We start from the raw sequence: 16,612 nt of genomic DNA on the forward strand, positions 1-16,612 counted from the left end.
GCGGCTCCCGATCAGAGGACGTCGTCGCCCGCCCAGCGCAGCACGCGCAGCGCGCGCAAGGTGACCCAGCGGCTCGGGAACCCCTCCCGTTCGCCGTCCAGGTCGAACGGAGTCGGCCCCTCGTGCGTGTTCTCCAGTCGCCACAAGCCAGTCGCGCCGCGCTGAGAACGCAACAGCTCGATCGCGTCGGCGCAGCGCGGATCGCCCTCGGGGCGCGCGCGGCGCAAGTAGTCCAGGCCGCGCAGCACGTCGTAGTACCAGCGCACCGGGTACGAGGCCATCGTGAAGCGCGGGTCGATGACCGCCCCCGTGCTGCGTCGCAGGAACAGCCGGCGTGCCAGCAGATACTCCTCCGCGGCCAGCCGCGCGGTCCGTGACACCTCGGTGCCGCCGGTCACCTGCTCCCAGGCGAGGAGCCCCTCGAGCACGCAGATCGTGGAGTGCAGCGACGAGGTCGTGGCGCCGTACTCCGCCCAGCAGTTCCACCCGCCGTCCGCCAACTGCCCGGCGAGGAGCGTCTGCACCACTCGATCGGCCGGCTCTCCGAAGTACGCGGCGTTCGAGAGCACCACCCCGTTGACACACGGCTCGGTCTCGCCGTGGAAGTACGGCGGGGCACCTTCCTGATCCCAGCGCACCCGCTCGCGCACCCGCGCCACCGCCTGCCGCACTCGTCCGTCCGCGGGATCGGCACCGAAGTCGACGAGCTGCTGCAGGCTGAAGTGCGTCGCGGTCCACGCGTCGTACATCGGACGGCTCTCGTCGACCCAGCCGGGCCGGTACACCCCGCCGTCCCACAGCCCGTCCTCGGCCTGCAGCGCGAGGAGCCGGGCACCCCACCCCTCGACGACCACGCGGGCGCGCTCCGCCGCGACCTCCTCCGGGGTCGCATCCGTCAGGTCGCGGCAGACCTGCCAGCGGATCGCGGGATCGGAGTCCATCAGATACTCGATGACGTCCATGCCGCGACGTTACCGCGCTGCGCCGACGTCCGTCATCGGGGCGAAGAAGAGGGCCGGATCGGGGCGATGCCCGGTCCGGCCCTCCGATGCCGCCGCTGTCAGGAGGCTGCGGCGATCCCCGAGTAGTACGCGGCCGCCTCGTCTCCGAGCAGCCCGCGCTCGACGACGACGTCGCCCTCACATCCGAGCAGCTCGAGCAGGTTCTCGACGCTGTAGCGTCCCGACGGTTCGATCCCCGGCACCGACTGCACCGCGATCACGAGGTGCCGGATCCCGGCGTTCAGGATCGCTCCCGCGCACATCGCGCAGGGCTCGAAGCTCGTGATCAGGGTCGACCCCGACAGGTCGAGACCCCACGCGGCCGTGGCGGCCCGCACCGCAGCGAGCTCGGCGTGCGCGGTGACGTCCTGCGTGCTCTCCACCTGGTTCCGCGCCACGATCGCACCGCGCGGACCCGCGATCACGGAGCCGTACGGGTGGTCGCCGGCCGCCTCGGCGACGCGAGCCTGATCGAGGGCGGTGCGCATGTGCGCGGTGTGATCGGTCATCTCGTTCTCCTTCTCGGGTTCGGGTTCGGTCACGGGTCGCCTCAGCCGGCGACGGCGCGGTCGAGCCGGCCCCGAGAGATCAGCGCGATCTGATCGAGTGCCGCCCGCAGCTCCGCCTCGGTGTCGGCGCCGATCCGCCGTTCGAACTCGGCGAGGATCGAGGCTTTGGTGTGGCCGCGCACGGCGATCACGAAGGGGAACCCGTGCCGGTCCTGATAGGTGCGGTTGAGCTCGCCGATGCGCGCGAACTCCTCTGGGCTGAGGGCGTCGAGTCCTGCGCTGGCCTGCTCCCCCACGGATTCCGTGGTCATCTCGCCGGCCTGCGCCTCCTTGCCCGCGAGGGCCGGGTGGGCGTTGAGGAAGTCGAGCACGGTCTGCCTGTCGGCGGCCTCGACGACGGCGAACATCGCACGATGCAGCTCGGGCACGCCGGCGAAGGGACGCGAACCCCACGCTCCCCGGGCGACCCAGGGCGAGTTCTCGAAGACCGGACCGAGCACGGCGACGAAGGCGTCCTCATCGAGGGCGTTGATCTCGTCCAGGGTCATGGCGCTCATGCCTGCACCTCCACGACGTTCACCTCTGCCGCATCGGCGGCGTCGCGGGTCGACACCGGGACAGTGGTCGTCTTCGCAGTCTCGCGGAACTTGGGCACCAGCGCCAGGATGAGGATCGTGGCGAGGATCTCCACCCCGGCGACGATGAAGAGTCCGGGAGCGAGGCTCCCGGTCTGATCCTTCAGCGAGCCGAGCATCGTCGGGGCGAAGAAGCCCGCGAGGTTCGCGATCGAGTTGATCAGCGCCACGCCGCCCGCGGCTGCCGCGCCGATCAGGAAGCGGTTCGGCATCTGCCAGAACACCGGGATGGCGGACATCGTCCCGATGAGCGCCAGCGCCAGGCATGCGATCGCGCCGATCGGGCTCACCGGGATCAGCAGAGCCGCACCCGCCAGTCCCAGTGCGCCGAGGGCGGCCGAGATCGATGTCTGGATGCGGGACTCCCCGGTGCGGTCGGAGATGAAGCCCGCGGAGATCATGCCGGCGGCGCCGAGGAGGTTGATGCCGGCCATGATCCAGCCCACCGCGAGCGGGTCCGTGACACCGACGTTCGCGACGAGCGTCGGACCGTAGAACGTGAGCGAGGAGTTCGCGGCGATGATGCAGAAGAAGATCAGGATGAACAGCCAGATCGTCTTGCCCTTGAGGGCGCCGAGCATGCTGTGCTGCTTGTGCTCGGCGTGCTCCTCGTTGTCGAGCTCGCTCTGCACGAAGGCGCGCTCTGCGGCCGTCAGCCACTTCGCGTGGTGCGGACGATCCGTCAGGTAGAACAGGGTCACGATGCCGAGGATGATCGACGGGATGCCTTCGATGATGAAGACCCACTGCCACTCGGCGAGGCCCCACACGCCTCCCATGCTGGTCATGATCCAGCCGGCGATCGGACCGCCGATGACGCCGGCGAACGCGGATGCCGACATGAACATGCCGAAAGCCTTGGCCCGGCGGTTGGCCGGGAACCAGTACGTCAGGTACAGGATGATGCCCGGATAGAAGCCGGCCTCGAAGACGCCGAGCAGGAAGCGCAGGACGTAGAAGAGCTCGGGCGTGGTCGCGAACATCATCAGGATGCTCACGGCGCCCCAGCCGAGGGTGATGCGCATGATCGTCTTCTTGGCGCCGATCTTCTGCAGCAGCAGGTTGCTGGGCACCTCGAACAGGAAGTAGCCGATGAAGAAGATCCCGGCGCCGAGGCCGTAGATCGCCTCGCTCCAGCCCAGATCGTCGAGCATGCGCAGCTTGACGAAGCCGATGTTGACCCGGTCGATCCAGGCGACGATCCAGAGCAGCATCAGGAACGGGACGATCCGGAAGAACACCTTCCGGTAGACGCTCTCTGCCGACACGACGGTCACCGTCGCCGGCTGGGATGAGGACATGGAAATCTCCCTTGATTTCTCCGGCCGCGACAACGCGGGCCAGGCTGTGGAGCGAGCGGCCGGGCCACCCACTGACTTTCACGATCCGAGAAACAATTTCCAACAGATCGGGTGCCGGACCGATCCTATGCACACGCTGACAATCAGGTCAAGCATTTGGTACACCACTTCGATGTTTGGTGTACCGATTTGGGGGCGCCACGGGGGCGTCGACGGGTAGATCGGCCCGAGCCTGCGGAATCAGGTCTTGCGAATGCCGGAGTTTTGGTACACCATTTCGGTATTCTATTTTTCCGGGGATCGAAACCGTCACACAGATACCGCATCGTGAAAGTATGATCTCCTCTTGCGGAATACCCGACCGCAGATCTACAGTGAGTTCACTCCCGCCCGAGGGGGTCTTGAACCAAGAACGATTGGCTCTGAACCATGGCTGCTTCAGACGCCCGAGTGCCGAAGGCGAGTTCGGCACTCCGGGGCACAGGAACCGCACCGTCGCGGCTCCGCGTCCCCGTACGGTTCGCTGGAAACGACCGCCGCCCACTTCTGTCCTACTCACCCCTGGACCGGCTGTCATGAGCCTGGTGGAGGCCGCGGTCGCCCCGCGGGAGCGTTTCACCGCCACCGTCCCGGTCCCGGTACTGGAACAGCGCATCGAACGCGTCCGGGCAGCGATGATCGCAGCGGATCTCAACGCCCTCGTCGTCTTCGGCAGCCCGCGCATGCTCGGCTCGCGGACGAAGACCGCCGGATACATCCAGTTCCTCGCCGGATACGCGGCCAAACCCACGCCGTCGACCGTGGTCGTGACCGCATCCGGTGCGGCCGCGGTGCTGGCCTTCGGCGTGCACGAGCACCGCGAGTTCTCCCGGCGCTCCGCCTGGCTGGGTCAGATCGTGCAGGCCGGCGAGCAGCGCCTGCACCCCGAGGCCGCAGCCCGGGTGCTCTCCGAAGCCGGGATCGGCGGCGGAGCGCGGATCGGCGTGATCGGAATCGACGAGCTGAGCCACCCCGCGCACCAGGAGCTGGCGGAGCGTTTCCGCGACTTCCGGATCATCGCAGCAGAGGGCGTGCTCGATCGCCTGCGCCTCACGCGCGCACCCGAGGAGATCGAGATGCTCCGCACCTCGGCACGCATCTCGGACGCCATGGTCGCGGCGGCATTCGCCGAGTCGACCCGGCCCGGCGCTTCGGGCCCCTCGGTCATGGCGGAGGCCGAGCACGTCGGCCGCCTGCTCGGCGCCGATTCGGCGAACTGCTGGCTGTCGATCGGCGAGGAACCGCCGACCACCTACTTCGAGTTCATGGAACTCCCCGCACGGATCACCGACGGTGATCGCGTGCAGCTGGGCACGACCACCTCCTACGAGGGCTACTTCGGTCAGTGCCTGCGCATGGGCGTCCGCGGACGGCCGAGCGCAGAGCTCGCCGCCTACGCCGACATCCTCATCCAGATCCAGGACGCGGCCCTGCAGGCCATGCGCCCCGGCGAGCCGCTGCACCGCGTCATCGACGTCATCGAGGACCAGTACGCGGCGCACGCCCCCTTCACCCGGGAAACGGATCCGTTCCGCTTCCAGAGCTGTCACGGACTCGGCCTCACCTATGTCGAGCCCGGGATGGCGCGGGATCTCAACCCCTTGCGGGACAGGTCCCTCGATGACTCCGGCGTCCGGATCGAGAAGGGAATGGTCATCGAAGTGCATCCCAACTTCACCGTTCCCGGTCTCGGCTGCATCGTCGCCGGCGACATGGCCCTCGTCACCGATGACGGGGCCGAATGGATCACCGAGTCGCCCCGAGGAATCTGGGAACTCTGATCCGCACACCCGCGGCTGACCGCATCGAAGCGCACAGCCCCCACCCCGGATCCAGATCCGGCTCGCATAACTCAACATCAGACACCGGAGCACTCCACAAGAGCCATCGCACGGCTGCCCCTCACCCTCAAGGGTCTTCTGTGCGGTGATGCCCGAACCCCGAGCAGGGCGCCAGCCCGCGCCCTGAGAAATCACCCTTTTCTCATCCAGGAGTCACTCCATGTCATCTCAGCACCGCAGCCGCCGGATCATCCTCGGCGCCGCACTTCTCGCTCTCCCGCTCGTCGCCACCTCCCTCGCCGCCTGCACCGCGGGCGGATCCTCCGGTGGTGCCGGCGGCGGTAGCAGCACCGCCGCATCGACGTCCGTCGTCGTCGGCTTCAAGCACGAGTTCAACACCATGGATCCGCTGCGCGCCGACTACGCGCAGACCAACATGGTGGACAACATCGTCTACGAGCCGCTGATCAAGTTCGATGCCGCCCAGGACAACAAGATGGTCGGCGCCCTCGCCAGCGACTTCAAGGTCGCGGGAGACGCGAAATCGATCGCCTTCACCCTGCGGGACGGCGTCACGTTCCATGACGGCACTCCTCTCACCGCGAAGGACGTGCAGTACAGCTTCGACCGCTACATCCGGCTCGGACAGGGCGTCGCGTCCCTGCTGCAGGGCTACGACTCGACGACCGTGGTCGACAAGTCGCACGTCGTGATCAACCTGAAGTCGCCGAACGCGTTCTTCATCAACGGACTCGCGAACATCTACATCATGGAGGCCGACCTGGTCTCCAAGAACGCCGGCGCGGACGACGCTCAGGGCTGGCTGCAGGCGCACGAGGCCGGAACGGGCCCGTTCGAGGGCACCGGCGCATCGTCCGCCGACGGCACCACCGTGAAGAGGTTCGACAAGTACTGGGGATTCGACGACAAGCGGCCCACCCAGATGGTGTTCCGCCGGATCGATGAGAGCGCGACCAACCGCGACGAGCTCAAGGCCGGCAACATCGACGTCTCCTTCGGCCTGTCCGCGATCGACGCGACCGCGCTGAAGGGCCAGAGCGGGGTCTCCGTGAAGTTCGTGCCGACGTCGGGCCAGACCCAGCTGTGGTTCAACACCTCGACCGGCCCCACCGCCGACCCGAAGATCCGCGAGGGCCTCAAGCTGGCGTTCGACTACTCCGGCGGCTTCCAGAAGATCCTCAACGGCGAGGGTGCGATCTCCAGCGGCATCCTGTCGCCGGCGTTCACCTGCCGTGCCGACGCCAAGCCCTCCGCACAGGACAAGGCGAAGGCCAAGGAGCTGCTCTCCGGTCTCGGCTCGACCGCGCTCGATCTGCGCTACCAGTCGGTCGACTCCACGCAGACCCAGATCGCGACCCTGTTCCAGTCGAACCTGAAGGACCTGGGCGTGACGGTGAACCTGGTGCCGATCGCCTTCCCCGACTACCTCAAGACGCTCGCGGATCCGGCGACGATCCCGGGCCTCACGCTGATCAACGACTACATCCTGACGCCGGACCCCGGCGCCGGCCTGGACAAGCTGTACAACTCGGCCAACATCGGAGGCACCAACAAGGGTGCGTACAGCAACCCGAAGGTCGATGACCTGCTGAACAAGGCCCGCACGACCGCCGATGCCGGCGCCCGCTGCGACCTCTACAAGCAGGTGCAGACCACTGTGGCCGACGACTCGGTGCAGGCGAACCTCTTCCAGGTCGCGTTCCCGGTCGGCTACCGCAGCGACCTCAAGGGGATCGACTTCTCCTGGTCCGCGACGCCGATCTCGTTCTTCACCCTTCGGGTCGGGTGAGAGCCATGGCCAACAGCAATCCGGCGCGGCAGACCACGGTCTTCCTGCTGCGCAAAGCCCTCTCCTCCGTCATCACCCTCATCGGCCTGAGCGCGTTCGTCTTCCTGATGGTCAAGCTCATCCCGGGCGATGAGGCCCGCGTGGCGGCCGGCGAGAACGCCAGTCCCGAGCAGGTCGCGGCGGTCAGCAAGGCCCTGGGCCTGGATCAGCCGTTCCTCGTGCAGTTGATGACGTTCTTCGGACGGCTCGTGCGCGGCGACCTCGGCACCTCGATCACGACCCACGTGTCGGTCACGCAGGGCATCGGACAGGTGCTCCCGCAGACCATCGAGCTGGTGCTGCTGGCGGTGATCATCGTCGTCACCTGCGTGACGCCGCTGGCCACCCTCTCGGCGCTGCGACGCGACGGAGCGGCTGACTTCACGATCAAGACGCTCGTGATCGTCTGCGCCGGCCTGCCGACGTTCTGGCTCGCACTGCTGCTGCAGTACCTGCTGGGCACCAAGCTGCAGCTGGTCCCGATCTCCGGCCGCCTGTCTCGCGGATTCGACATCCCGACGCGGACGGGGTCGGTGATCATCGACTCGCTGCTGGCCGGCAATCCCCTGGCCGCCTGGGACGGCGTGCAGCACCTGATCCTCCCGGCCATCGTCCTGGCTCTGCCGTTCGCCGCGCAGCTGTACCGCATCATGCGCGCCGAGCTCATCCAGGTCCTGGCCCGCGAGCACCTCACGGTCGCGCGCGCCAAGGGGATCCCGCAGCGCCAGCTCGTCTGGCGACACGTCCTGCCGAACGCCATCGGTCCCTCGATGACTCTCGTCGGGATCCAGTTCGGCGCCATGGTCGGCGCCGCCGTCCTCGTGGAGTCCGTGTTCGGCCTGGTGGGAGTCGGCTCCTACCTGACCAATGCGGTCGCCCAGAAGGACACCTTCGCCGTGCTCGGCGGGGTGCTGGTGATCGGCGTCCTGGTGGTCGTCTGCAACTACATCGTCGACGTCCTCCAGCTCATCCGAGACCCGCGTCTGCGGGCCGGGCAGCTGGGTTAGGAGCGGAAATCATGAGCAACACTCTCGCAATGATCGCGCCCATGCGGCGCCGTACCGTCCGCTCCATCACCGGCATCTCCGGGATGCAGATCATCATCCCCATCGTGGTGGTCCTGCTGCTGCTCCTGGCGATCGTCGGGCCGCTGATCGCGCCGTACGACGCGGTCTACCGGTCGGACATCCTGAACGCGTTGCAGGCGCCCAGCGCCGCGCACTGGTTCGGCACGGACGAGCAGGGCCGCGACGTGTTCTGGCGCATCATCGCCGGCGCGCAGTCGTCGCTGCTGAGCTCGGTGATCATCGTCACCGGCTTCTCCGTCATCGGCATCCTGGTCGCCACCCTCGCCACCCTCGGCGGCAAGTGGGCCGACGAAGTGCTGATGCGGGTCGTCGACGCCGCCCTGGCGTTCCCGCCGATCATCTTCGCCCTCGGTGTCGCCGCGGCGCTCGGTCCGAGCCTCAACTCGGCCGTCATCGCGATGATCCTCACCGGATGGCCCGTGACGGCGCGCGTGCTGCGCGGCGTCATGAAGGAGACGATGGCTCAGCCGTTCGTGGAGAACGCCCGCGTGCTGGGCGTCTCCCGCACGAGGCTCATGCTGCACCACGTGATCCCGAACTCGCTCGACGTGCTCGTGGTCAAGTGGGCCGGTGACATCGGCAACACGATCCTGATCCTCGGAGGCCTGTCCTTCGTCGGCGTCGGCGCACAGCCGCCGAGCGCCGAGTGGGGCGCGATGGTCACCAGCGCGAAGGGCATCATCGCCACCGCGCCGTGGGCCGCGTTCGCTCCGGGTCTCGCGATCGCCATCACCGCCGTGGCTTTCGGTCTGCTCGGCGACATCCTCCAGGTCCGCTTCAACCCCGCCCTTCGCAGAAGGTGAGCACGGCAATGAACACTCTCACGAACGCCCGCAACGGGCGGACCGGCGCGATGCCGGCGACCACTCCGCTCCTGTCGGTGCGGAACCTCACGATCGACGCCGGCCCCAAGGACGAGCCGATCCGGCTGGTCGAGGACTTCAGCCTCGAGATGCGCCCGGGCGACCGGGTGGCGCTCGTGGGCGAGTCCGGATCCGGTAAGTCGGTCACCGCTCGCTCGATCATGCGACTCGACGCCGACTTCCGGCTCTCCGGTTCGGTGGAGTTCCAGGGGCAGGACCTGCTGAAGCTCAGCGACAAGCAGATGGTCGGTGTCCGCGGACACCGGATCGGCATGGTCTTCCAGGATCCGATGGGCGCGCTCAACCCCCTCATGACGATCGGGGAGCAGGTGATGGAGCCCCTGCGGATCGCGGGAGTCTCCCGCGCCGAGGCGGAGAAGCGCGCGAAGGCGGTGCTCGAGGAGCTCGGCGTGGTGAACGCCGAGGCCCGGATGAGGGCCTACCCGCACGAGTTCTCCGGCGGCATGCGGCAGCGCGTCGTCCTCGCGATGGCCCTCATCTCGGATCCGTCCCTGATCATCGCGGACGAACCCACCACGGCCCTGGACGTGCGCGTGCAGGAGCAGGTGCTCACGCTCATGGACAAGGTGTCCAAGGAGCGCGGTCTCGCCGTGCTGCTGATCACGCACGACCTCGGCACCGTTGCCGGATTCACCGATCGCGTCGCGGTGATGTACTCCGGCCGCAAGGTGGACGAGGGCGCCGTCGACACGCTGTTCGCGCACCCCGCGCACCCCTACACGCAGGGTCTGCTGCAGGCTGTGCCGCGCATCGATCAGACGGTCCCCCGCCTGCTCACCATCGCGGGCGCCCCGCCGCACCCGGCGAGCCGCCCCACGGGCTGCGCCTTCAACCCGCGCTGCCCCAAGGCGTTCGACCTGTGCACGCGGGAGGTGCCGGAACTGCGGCCCGCCCCCGACGGCGGCGTCGTCGCCTGCCACCTCTACCCGGCCGCAGGAGAGGAGACGGCAGCATGAGCCTCCTGGAGCTGCGCGACGTGAACAAGGTGTTCCACGCGCTCGGACGCGAACCCGTCCACGCCCTGCGCGACGTCGACCTGACGGTCGAGGAGGGCACGATCACCGGGCTGGTGGGCGAATCGGGATCCGGCAAGACCACCATCATCAAGAGCATCATGGGCCTGGAGAAGCCCACGAGCGGCACGATCACCTACGACGGGATCAACATCCCCGAGGCGAAAGGCGCGACCCTGAAGAGGATCCGCCGTGAGGTGCAGTTCGTGTTCCAGGACCCGACGTCGAGCCTGAACCCGCGGATGACCGTGGAGAAGCTCGTCGGCGAGGGACTGCTCGTGCACGATCTCGAACCGGACCGCAAGCGGCGGCGCGCGCGCGTCGCCGAGCTGCTCATGCAGGTCGGCCTCAGCGATCGCGACCTCGACCGCTACCCGCGCTCGTTCTCGGGCGGGCAGCGGCAGCGCATCGCGATCGCGCGGGCGCTGGCCGTGGGACCGAAGCTGCTCATCTGCGACGAGCCCGTCTCGGCGCTGGACGTGTCGGTGCAGGCCCAGGTCCTCAACCTGCTGCAGGACATGCAGGAGGATCTCGGCTTCACGGTGCTGTTCATCGCGCACGACCTCGCGGTGGTCCGGCAGATCTGCTCGCAGGTCGCGGTGATCCAGCTCGGCCAGATCGTCGAGGACGGTCCCGCCGGCACCGTGCTCGCGCACCCGTCGCATCCCTACACGAAGGCGCTGCTCGCCGCCGTGCCGAACCCCAACCCGACCATCGCCCGGCAACGGGCGCTGGAACGGCTCCTTGAGGAGAAGGTGGCGTGATGTCCGAGACGACGACATCGGCCCACCGGATCCGGGTGGGCGTCGACGGCAAGAAGATCCCGGAGGCCGCCAGGCGCGGGCCGCTCGCCACGATCGGCCACGCGCACGAGCTGGGCATGGACGGCCTGTTCTTCCGCAGCGTGCTGGACATGAGTCCGACCCTGGATCCCGGCGTGCTGCGCGAGCTCCGGCAGCGCGCCGACGAGCTCGACCTCTACCTGGAGACGGGCCTCGGCAAGGTGAATCCGTACGCGAACCCGGAGGCCCCGGAGCTTCGAGCCATCGGAGACGGCGACATCCTGCGCGGGTTCCGGCGGATGATGGAGGCCAGTGCCGCCATCGGCTGCCGCGAGCTGTGGGTGGCCACGGCCAACTTCAAGGGGACCTATTTCGGTCGGCTCGCCTACGACCGGTTCCGCACGGACGCGGACTGGGCGGACCAGCTGGCCGCGACGGAGAAGTTCCTGAAGCGGCTCGCGCCCATCGCCCGTGATCTCGGGATCCACATGAATCTGGAGACCCACGAGGAGGTCACCAGCTTCGAGCTGGTGCGCCTCGTGGAGGCCGTGGGCCCCGACACGACGGGCATCGTCTTCGACACCTCCAACGTGCTGCAGCGCATGGAGCATCCGGTGTTCTCGGCACGACGCGTGGCGCCGTACGTCCGTCAGACGCACCTCAAGGACGCCTACGTGGCTCACGAGGAGGGCGGCCTCGCGCACCAGCTGCGGCCGTACGGCACCGGACTCGTGGACTTCGCAGGACTGCTGCCGATCATCGTCGCGGCGAACCCGCGGATGAACGTGACGATCGAGCCGCCGCAGCCCTATGCGGACAAGGCACCGGCTCAGCGCCCCCGGGTGATCGAGGCGTTCGACCCCGAGTTCCTGGCCGGGCACCCCGACCTGGGGGTCGAGGAGCTCGCCGCCTACCTCGACATGGTGCACGCGTACGAGCAGCGCATCCAGTCCGGCGAGGTGCCGGACTGGCGCCGGTATCTGGCGCAGCCCTACGAGTACGACGAGGCGGTCGACACGATCAGGACCGGGGCGCGTATGGCCCGCTCCATCATCGCCGACGCCGGCTACCCGCTGCACTCCCCGGTCGCGCAGACCGCAGGCGCAGGGCGCTGACACCGGCGCGACCCCGCACCGGTCCGGTGCCGCATCACCTCGATGCGCACCGGACCGGTCACCGCCGAGCACGAACGACGAACGACGAACGACGAAGGACGCGACATGATCAATCCCCACCACGAGTACCGGGTCGAGGGGAGCCACTGGGTCAGCCCTGTCAACTTCGAGGACGAGGTCACCCGCGACTTCGACTTCCCCCGGCCCCTGGGCCTCATCGACAGCACCCTGCGCAAGACCAACTACACGGCCGGCACGCGCACCACGATCGACGGCTACCTGCGGATCGCCCAGGCCCTCGAAGACATCGGCATCCGCGACGAGAGCCTCAACCTCGACTGGTGGGGCGACGACGAGCCCAACGCCCGCGAGCTCGAGCTTGTCCGCGAGATCCTCGCCGGCGGCTTCGGCTTCACCTGCAACGTGTACGCCGACACCCTGCTCGGCAATGGCGAGGGCACCCCGAAGCTCGATCCCTGCTCGACGGTCGACCTGCTCCTCGAACTCGGTGCGACCGTCATCGGCCCCGGGATCGTCGAGGCCTCCTCCCCGGAGGCCGAGGCACGGCAGTTCGCGCAGCTGGCCGAGGTCACCGAGTACGCCGCCTCCAACGGACTGGCCTGGACCGTCACACTCGCCCAGGCGGGTCGCCGCGACTTCGACGCCATGATGCGCGCGGCGAACGAGGCCGTCGCTCTCGGCGCCCGGCGGATCGACCTGATGGACTCCACCAGCAGCCTCGGCCCCGAGGCGATGCGCGTGTTCATCCGCCGCTTCCGCTCGCGTCTGACCACCGCCGTGCCGCTGACGATGCATGTCCACGACGACTTCGGGCTCGGCACCGCCGCCGCGATCGCCGCGGCGGCCGCGGGCGCCGGCCCCGACGTGTCGGTGAACGGCGTCTCCTACCGGTGCGGCTTCCCGCCGCTGGAGGAGGTGGCCACGAGCCTCGAGGTGCTCTACGGCGTCGACACCGGCATCAGGCTCGATCGGCTGCAGGCGCTGTCGGACCTGGTCTACGAGGAGACCGGGATCCCCAACCCGGCCCTCAAGCCGGTCACCGGCCGGTACGCCTTCCTGAAGAGCACGACCGCCGACGTCCTCAGCTCGCTGCGCGACGGCGTACGGACGTTCCCGCCGATCTCCGGCTGCGTGCACGCCGACGTCGTCGGCGCGGACGTCCGCTGGGTGTGGGACCGGCTCAGCACTCGGGCCATGGTGCGCCAGCTGGCCGCGAACCTCGGGCTGGAGGTCGACGATGACGCTGTGGAGACCGCGTACCGGGCGCTCAACGACGCGATCGACGAGATCGTGGAGTACCCGCGCTGGCTCACCCCCGAGCAGGCGGAGGCTGTGCTGCGGGAGGCGGTGCGCACCGGCGCACCGAGCCGCACATGACCGCGCAGGCCGTCGACGCGTTCCGTGTGCCCATGGGCGGCCTGCGGGACGTGTCGGGGCTCGTCGAGCTCGTGGCGGAAGGGCGTCTGAACCCCGACCACATCGTCGCCGTCACCGGCAAGACCGGCGGCTGGGGCGACACGTACGACACGAGCAGGGTCGATGCGGATCACGCCGTGCGGCGCTTCCTGCTCGATCACGGCACCCACCCCGCTCCCGCGGTCGAGGCGCTGCCGATGGCGTTCAGCGCCGGTGTCGGCACGATCATGACCCCGCATCTGGTCGTCTACACGCGCACCGCGGCGGAGCCCGCCGCGGACGGACTGCCGCGGCTCGCGATCGGGAGTGCCGCCTCGACCACGATCCTCCCGGAGTGGATCGGCCGGGCCGCGCACGTGAACGCCAACGCCGATGCGGTGCGCGCCGCCGCGGACGATGCGGGGATGGCACCTGCCGACATCGAGTTCGTGATCGGCAAGTCCTACTACCCCCCGCTCGAGGACATCGCCGCCGCACGCTCGGCGGACGAAGCGCTGCCCGAGCCGGATCCGCAGGGCGTCTTCGGGTTCTCCAGCGGCAGCATCGCGCAGGCCGTGCGCATCGTCGTCGACGGCGCCCCGTTGCCGGACGAGGCGGCGATCGGCACCGATCCGGCGCTGTTCAGCGACAAGGTCGCGGTGTCGTCGAACGTCTGGGAGGACGTGGGCGGTGCCGGCCCGCGGACGCACCTCGTCGCGCTCGGCAACCGCCGGGGCGCCGGAGGCCGGCTGCGCGTCGGGCGCGCCGTCATCGCGGACCTGCTCGACATCGGCGCGGTCACCCGAGCCGTGCGCGACGCCGGCCTCGCCGTCGGCGACGGCCCGCTGCCGCCCGAGGTACGCTCGCGCATCATCGCGACCTACGTGAAATACCAGGAGCCGGTCGACGGTCGCATCCGCGGGCGGCGGCTGGTGACCGACGACCCCGTGTACGTCAAGAACCTGAAGACCGTGGTCGCCAGCGCGTTCTCCGCGATGCTGCAGGACAACATGATCTGGATCTCCGCGGGCGGCGTCCAGCAGGGACCTCCGGGCGGAGGGACCCTCGCCATCGTCCTCGACGTGAGCTGACCGTCGGCACCGATGAGAACGCGGCGGCAGGATGCCGGAGACCACTCAGCCATGGGTCTGTCTCCGACATCCCGCCGCCGCGGGTCTTGGTGGATCCGGCCCCTCTCCCCCGCCGGCGCAGTGGCCGAGGGACCGGATCACGTCTGTGCGAAGCGCCGCTCAGGCGCTCGCGAGGCGGTAGCGCAACGAGGCGAGCTCGGTGGTGAGCGCCGCCGGGAGGCGGTCGCCGAACGTCGCGAAGAACTCCTCGGTCGAGTCGGCCTCGCGGGTCCACGACGCGGTGTCGACGCTGAACAGCTCGGCGAGATCCTCATCGGTGACATCCGCACCCTCGAGGTTGAGATCCTCGATCTTCGGCAGGCGGCCGATCGGGCTGTCCACGGCGCCGACCTCGCCCTCGATGCGACGGATGATCCAGTCGATCACGCGGGCGTTGTCGCCGAACCCGGGCCACAGGAAGCGGCCGTCCGAACCACGGCGGAACCAGTTCACCTGGAAGATGCGCGGCGCCTTGTCGAAACGGACAGCGCGGCCCATCTTCAGCCAGTGCGCGAAGTAGTCGCCCATGTTGTAGCCGCAGAAAGGCAGCATCGCGAACGGGTCGCGGCGCAGCTCGCCGAGGGTGCCCTCCGCTGCGGCCGTGCGCTCGGATGAGATGGTCGCCCCCAGGAACACCCCGTGGCTCCAGTCCGTCGCCTCGACGACCAGCGGAACGTTCGTGGCGCGGCGGCCGCCGAAGAGGATCACGTCGAGAGGCACGCCCTCGGGGTCCTCCCAGTCCTCCGCGATCTGCGGGCACTGCGCCGCCGACACGGTGAAGCGCGAGTTCGGGTGCGCGGCGGGACGACCGGAATCCGGAGTCCACGCGTTGCCCTCCCAGTCGATGAGGTTCGCGGGGGCCTCGTCGGTCAGACCCTCCCACCACACATCGCCGTCGGGGCGCAGCGCCACGTTCGTGAAGATCGTGTTGCCCCACAGCGTCTCGACCGCGGTGACGTTGGTCGACTCGCCGGTGCCCGGTGCGACGCCGAAGAAGCCCGCCTCGGGGTTGATCGCACGCATGCGGCCATCGGCGCCGGGGCGGATCCAGGTGATGTCGTCGCCGAGCGTCTCGACCTTCCAGCCGGGGATCGTCGGGCGCAGCATCGCGAGGTTGGTCTTGCCGCACGCCGACGGGAACGCGGCGGCCACGTGGTAGGCCTTGCCCTCGGGCGAGATCACGCGGATAAGCAGCATGTGCTCGGCCATCCAGCCCTCGTCGCGGGCGAGCACCGAGGCGATGCGCAGCGCGAAGCACTTCTTCGCGAGGATCGCGTTGCCGCCGTAGCCGGAACCGAAGGAGTACACCTCGAGCGTGTCCGGGAAGTGCACGATCCACTTCTCGTCGTTGCACGGCCACGTGGTGTCGGCTTCGCCCTCGGCGAGCGGGGCGCCGACGGAGTGCACGGTGCGCACCCACTGGGTGCCCTCCGCGATCTGACGGACGACGGCGGTGCCGACGCGGGTCATGATGCCGATCGACGCGACGGCGTAGGCGCTGTCGGTGATCTGCACGCCGATCTGCGAGATCGGTCCGCCGACCGGGCCCATCGAGAACGGCACGACGTACATCGTGCGTCCACGCATCGAGCCCTCGAAGATCTCGTTCATCTTCGCGTGCATCTCCGCCGGGTCCGCCCAGTTGTTCGTCGGGCCGGCGTCGATCTCCTTCTCGGAGGCGATGAAGGTGCGCCCCTCGGTGCGGGCGACGTCGCTGGGGTGCGAGCGGGCCAGGTAGGAGCCGGGACGCCACTCCGGGTTCAGCTTGATGAGCTTGCCCTCGTCGACGAGCTCGTGCAGCAGGGCGTCGTTCTCCGCGGCGGATCCGTCGATCCAGTGCACGCGGTCGGGCTGGGTCAGGGCACGGATCTCCTCGACCCACGCCGACAGCTCGGCGAAGGCCGGTGTGTCGTACTCGGGAGCAGCACCGTACTCGCGCACGGGGGCGAGGGGGGAGATCCGCGGGGTGGACGTCTCGGCGATAGCCATGGTCTGCTCCTTAGAAGAGTGGGGCGTTGGATCCAGTTTGACGACCAATCGACGGTGTTTTGCGTCATTTGCGATCGCAA

Annotated in this window: 14 protein-coding genes; 9 read left to right on the forward strand and 5 right to left on the reverse strand. The window is 68.8% G+C overall.

The features are described from left to right. Positions 1–11: 11 nt before the first annotated feature. From ACFWCK_RS00940 to ACFWCK_RS00955, 4 genes are all read right to left on the reverse strand, one after another. Positions 12–962: a hypothetical protein gene (locus ACFWCK_RS00940; protein ID WP_378804122.1), complete on the reverse strand. Its 951-nt coding sequence runs from the start codon at positions 960–962 to the stop codon at positions 12–14. Positions 963–1,060: 98 nt separating this feature from the next. After that, a complete protein-coding gene (locus ACFWCK_RS00945; protein ID WP_233312620.1) occupies positions 1,061–1,510 on the reverse strand; it encodes a nucleoside deaminase in 450 nt (149 codons plus the stop codon). Positions 1,511–1,551: 41 nt separating this feature from the next. Continuing rightward, on the reverse strand, positions 1,552–2,067 hold the full coding sequence (uraD, locus tag ACFWCK_RS00950; RefSeq protein WP_378804123.1) for a 2-oxo-4-hydroxy-4-carboxy-5-ureidoimidazoline decarboxylase: 516 nt from the start codon (positions 2,065–2,067) through the stop codon (positions 1,552–1,554). Then, positions 2,064–3,446 carry an MFS transporter gene (locus ACFWCK_RS00955; protein ID WP_378804124.1) on the reverse strand — a complete coding sequence of 461 codons (1,383 nt, stop codon included), beginning with the start codon at positions 3,444–3,446 and terminating at the stop codon, positions 2,064–2,066. Before ACFWCK_RS00955 ends, uraD begins: the two co-directional genes overlap by 4 nt. A 575-nt stretch (positions 3,447–4,021) precedes the next feature. On the opposite strand from ACFWCK_RS00955, the gene ACFWCK_RS00960 reads away from it, so the two are divergent. The 9 genes from ACFWCK_RS00960 (at position 4,022) to ACFWCK_RS01000 (ending at position 14,504) form a co-directional block, all read left to right on the forward strand. After that, positions 4,022–5,266: a M24 family metallopeptidase gene (locus ACFWCK_RS00960; RefSeq protein ID WP_378804125.1), complete on the forward strand. Its 1,245-nt coding sequence runs from the start codon at positions 4,022–4,024 to the stop codon at positions 5,264–5,266. A gap of 220 nt (positions 5,267–5,486) precedes the next feature. Next, positions 5,487–7,076, forward strand: coding sequence for an ABC transporter substrate-binding protein (locus ACFWCK_RS00965; RefSeq protein ID WP_378804126.1), 1,590 nt, complete (start codon positions 5,487–5,489; stop codon positions 7,074–7,076). 5 nt (positions 7,077–7,081) lie between these two features. Continuing rightward, positions 7,082–8,122 (forward strand): ABC transporter permease, encoded by a 1,041-nt coding sequence (locus ACFWCK_RS00970; protein WP_378804127.1) that lies wholly within the window; start codon positions 7,082–7,084, stop codon positions 8,120–8,122. A gap of 11 nt (positions 8,123–8,133) precedes the next feature. Continuing rightward, complete coding sequence (locus tag ACFWCK_RS00975; protein WP_233312614.1) at positions 8,134–9,006, forward strand: ABC transporter permease; 873 nt, start codon at positions 8,134–8,136, stop codon at positions 9,004–9,006. An 8-nt stretch (positions 9,007–9,014) separates the two neighbouring features. Then, on the forward strand, positions 9,015–10,043 hold the full coding sequence (locus ACFWCK_RS00980; RefSeq protein ID WP_233312613.1) for an ABC transporter ATP-binding protein: 1,029 nt from the start codon (positions 9,015–9,017) through the stop codon (positions 10,041–10,043). Further along, positions 10,040–10,864, forward strand: a complete 825-nt coding sequence (locus ACFWCK_RS00985; RefSeq protein WP_233312612.1) for an ATP-binding cassette domain-containing protein — start codon at positions 10,040–10,042, stop codon at positions 10,862–10,864. Before ACFWCK_RS00980 ends, ACFWCK_RS00985 begins: the two co-directional genes overlap by 4 nt. Continuing rightward, positions 10,864–11,997 (forward strand): sugar phosphate isomerase/epimerase family protein, encoded by a 1,134-nt coding sequence (locus ACFWCK_RS00990; protein WP_233312611.1) that lies wholly within the window; start codon positions 10,864–10,866, stop codon positions 11,995–11,997. Before ACFWCK_RS00985 ends, ACFWCK_RS00990 begins: the two co-directional genes overlap by 1 nt. A gap of 105 nt (positions 11,998–12,102) precedes the next feature. Next, positions 12,103–13,395, forward strand: coding sequence for a hypothetical protein (locus ACFWCK_RS00995; RefSeq protein WP_378804128.1), 1,293 nt, complete (start codon positions 12,103–12,105; stop codon positions 13,393–13,395). After that, positions 13,392–14,504 (forward strand): ring-opening amidohydrolase, encoded by a 1,113-nt coding sequence (locus ACFWCK_RS01000; RefSeq protein WP_378804129.1) that lies wholly within the window; start codon positions 13,392–13,394, stop codon positions 14,502–14,504. Before ACFWCK_RS00995 ends, ACFWCK_RS01000 begins: the two co-directional genes overlap by 4 nt. 159 nt (positions 14,505–14,663) lie before the next feature. Here ACFWCK_RS01000 and ACFWCK_RS01005 read toward each other — a convergent pair whose 3' ends face one another. Then, on the reverse strand, positions 14,664–16,532 hold the full coding sequence (locus ACFWCK_RS01005; protein ID WP_378804130.1) for a phosphoenolpyruvate carboxykinase (GTP): 1,869 nt from the start codon (positions 16,530–16,532) through the stop codon (positions 14,664–14,666). Positions 16,533–16,612: the final 80 nt, after the last annotated feature.

Source organism: Microbacterium sp. NPDC060117 (assembly GCF_042729315.1).
GTDB lineage: Bacteria > Actinomycetota > Actinomycetes > Actinomycetales > Microbacteriaceae > Microbacterium.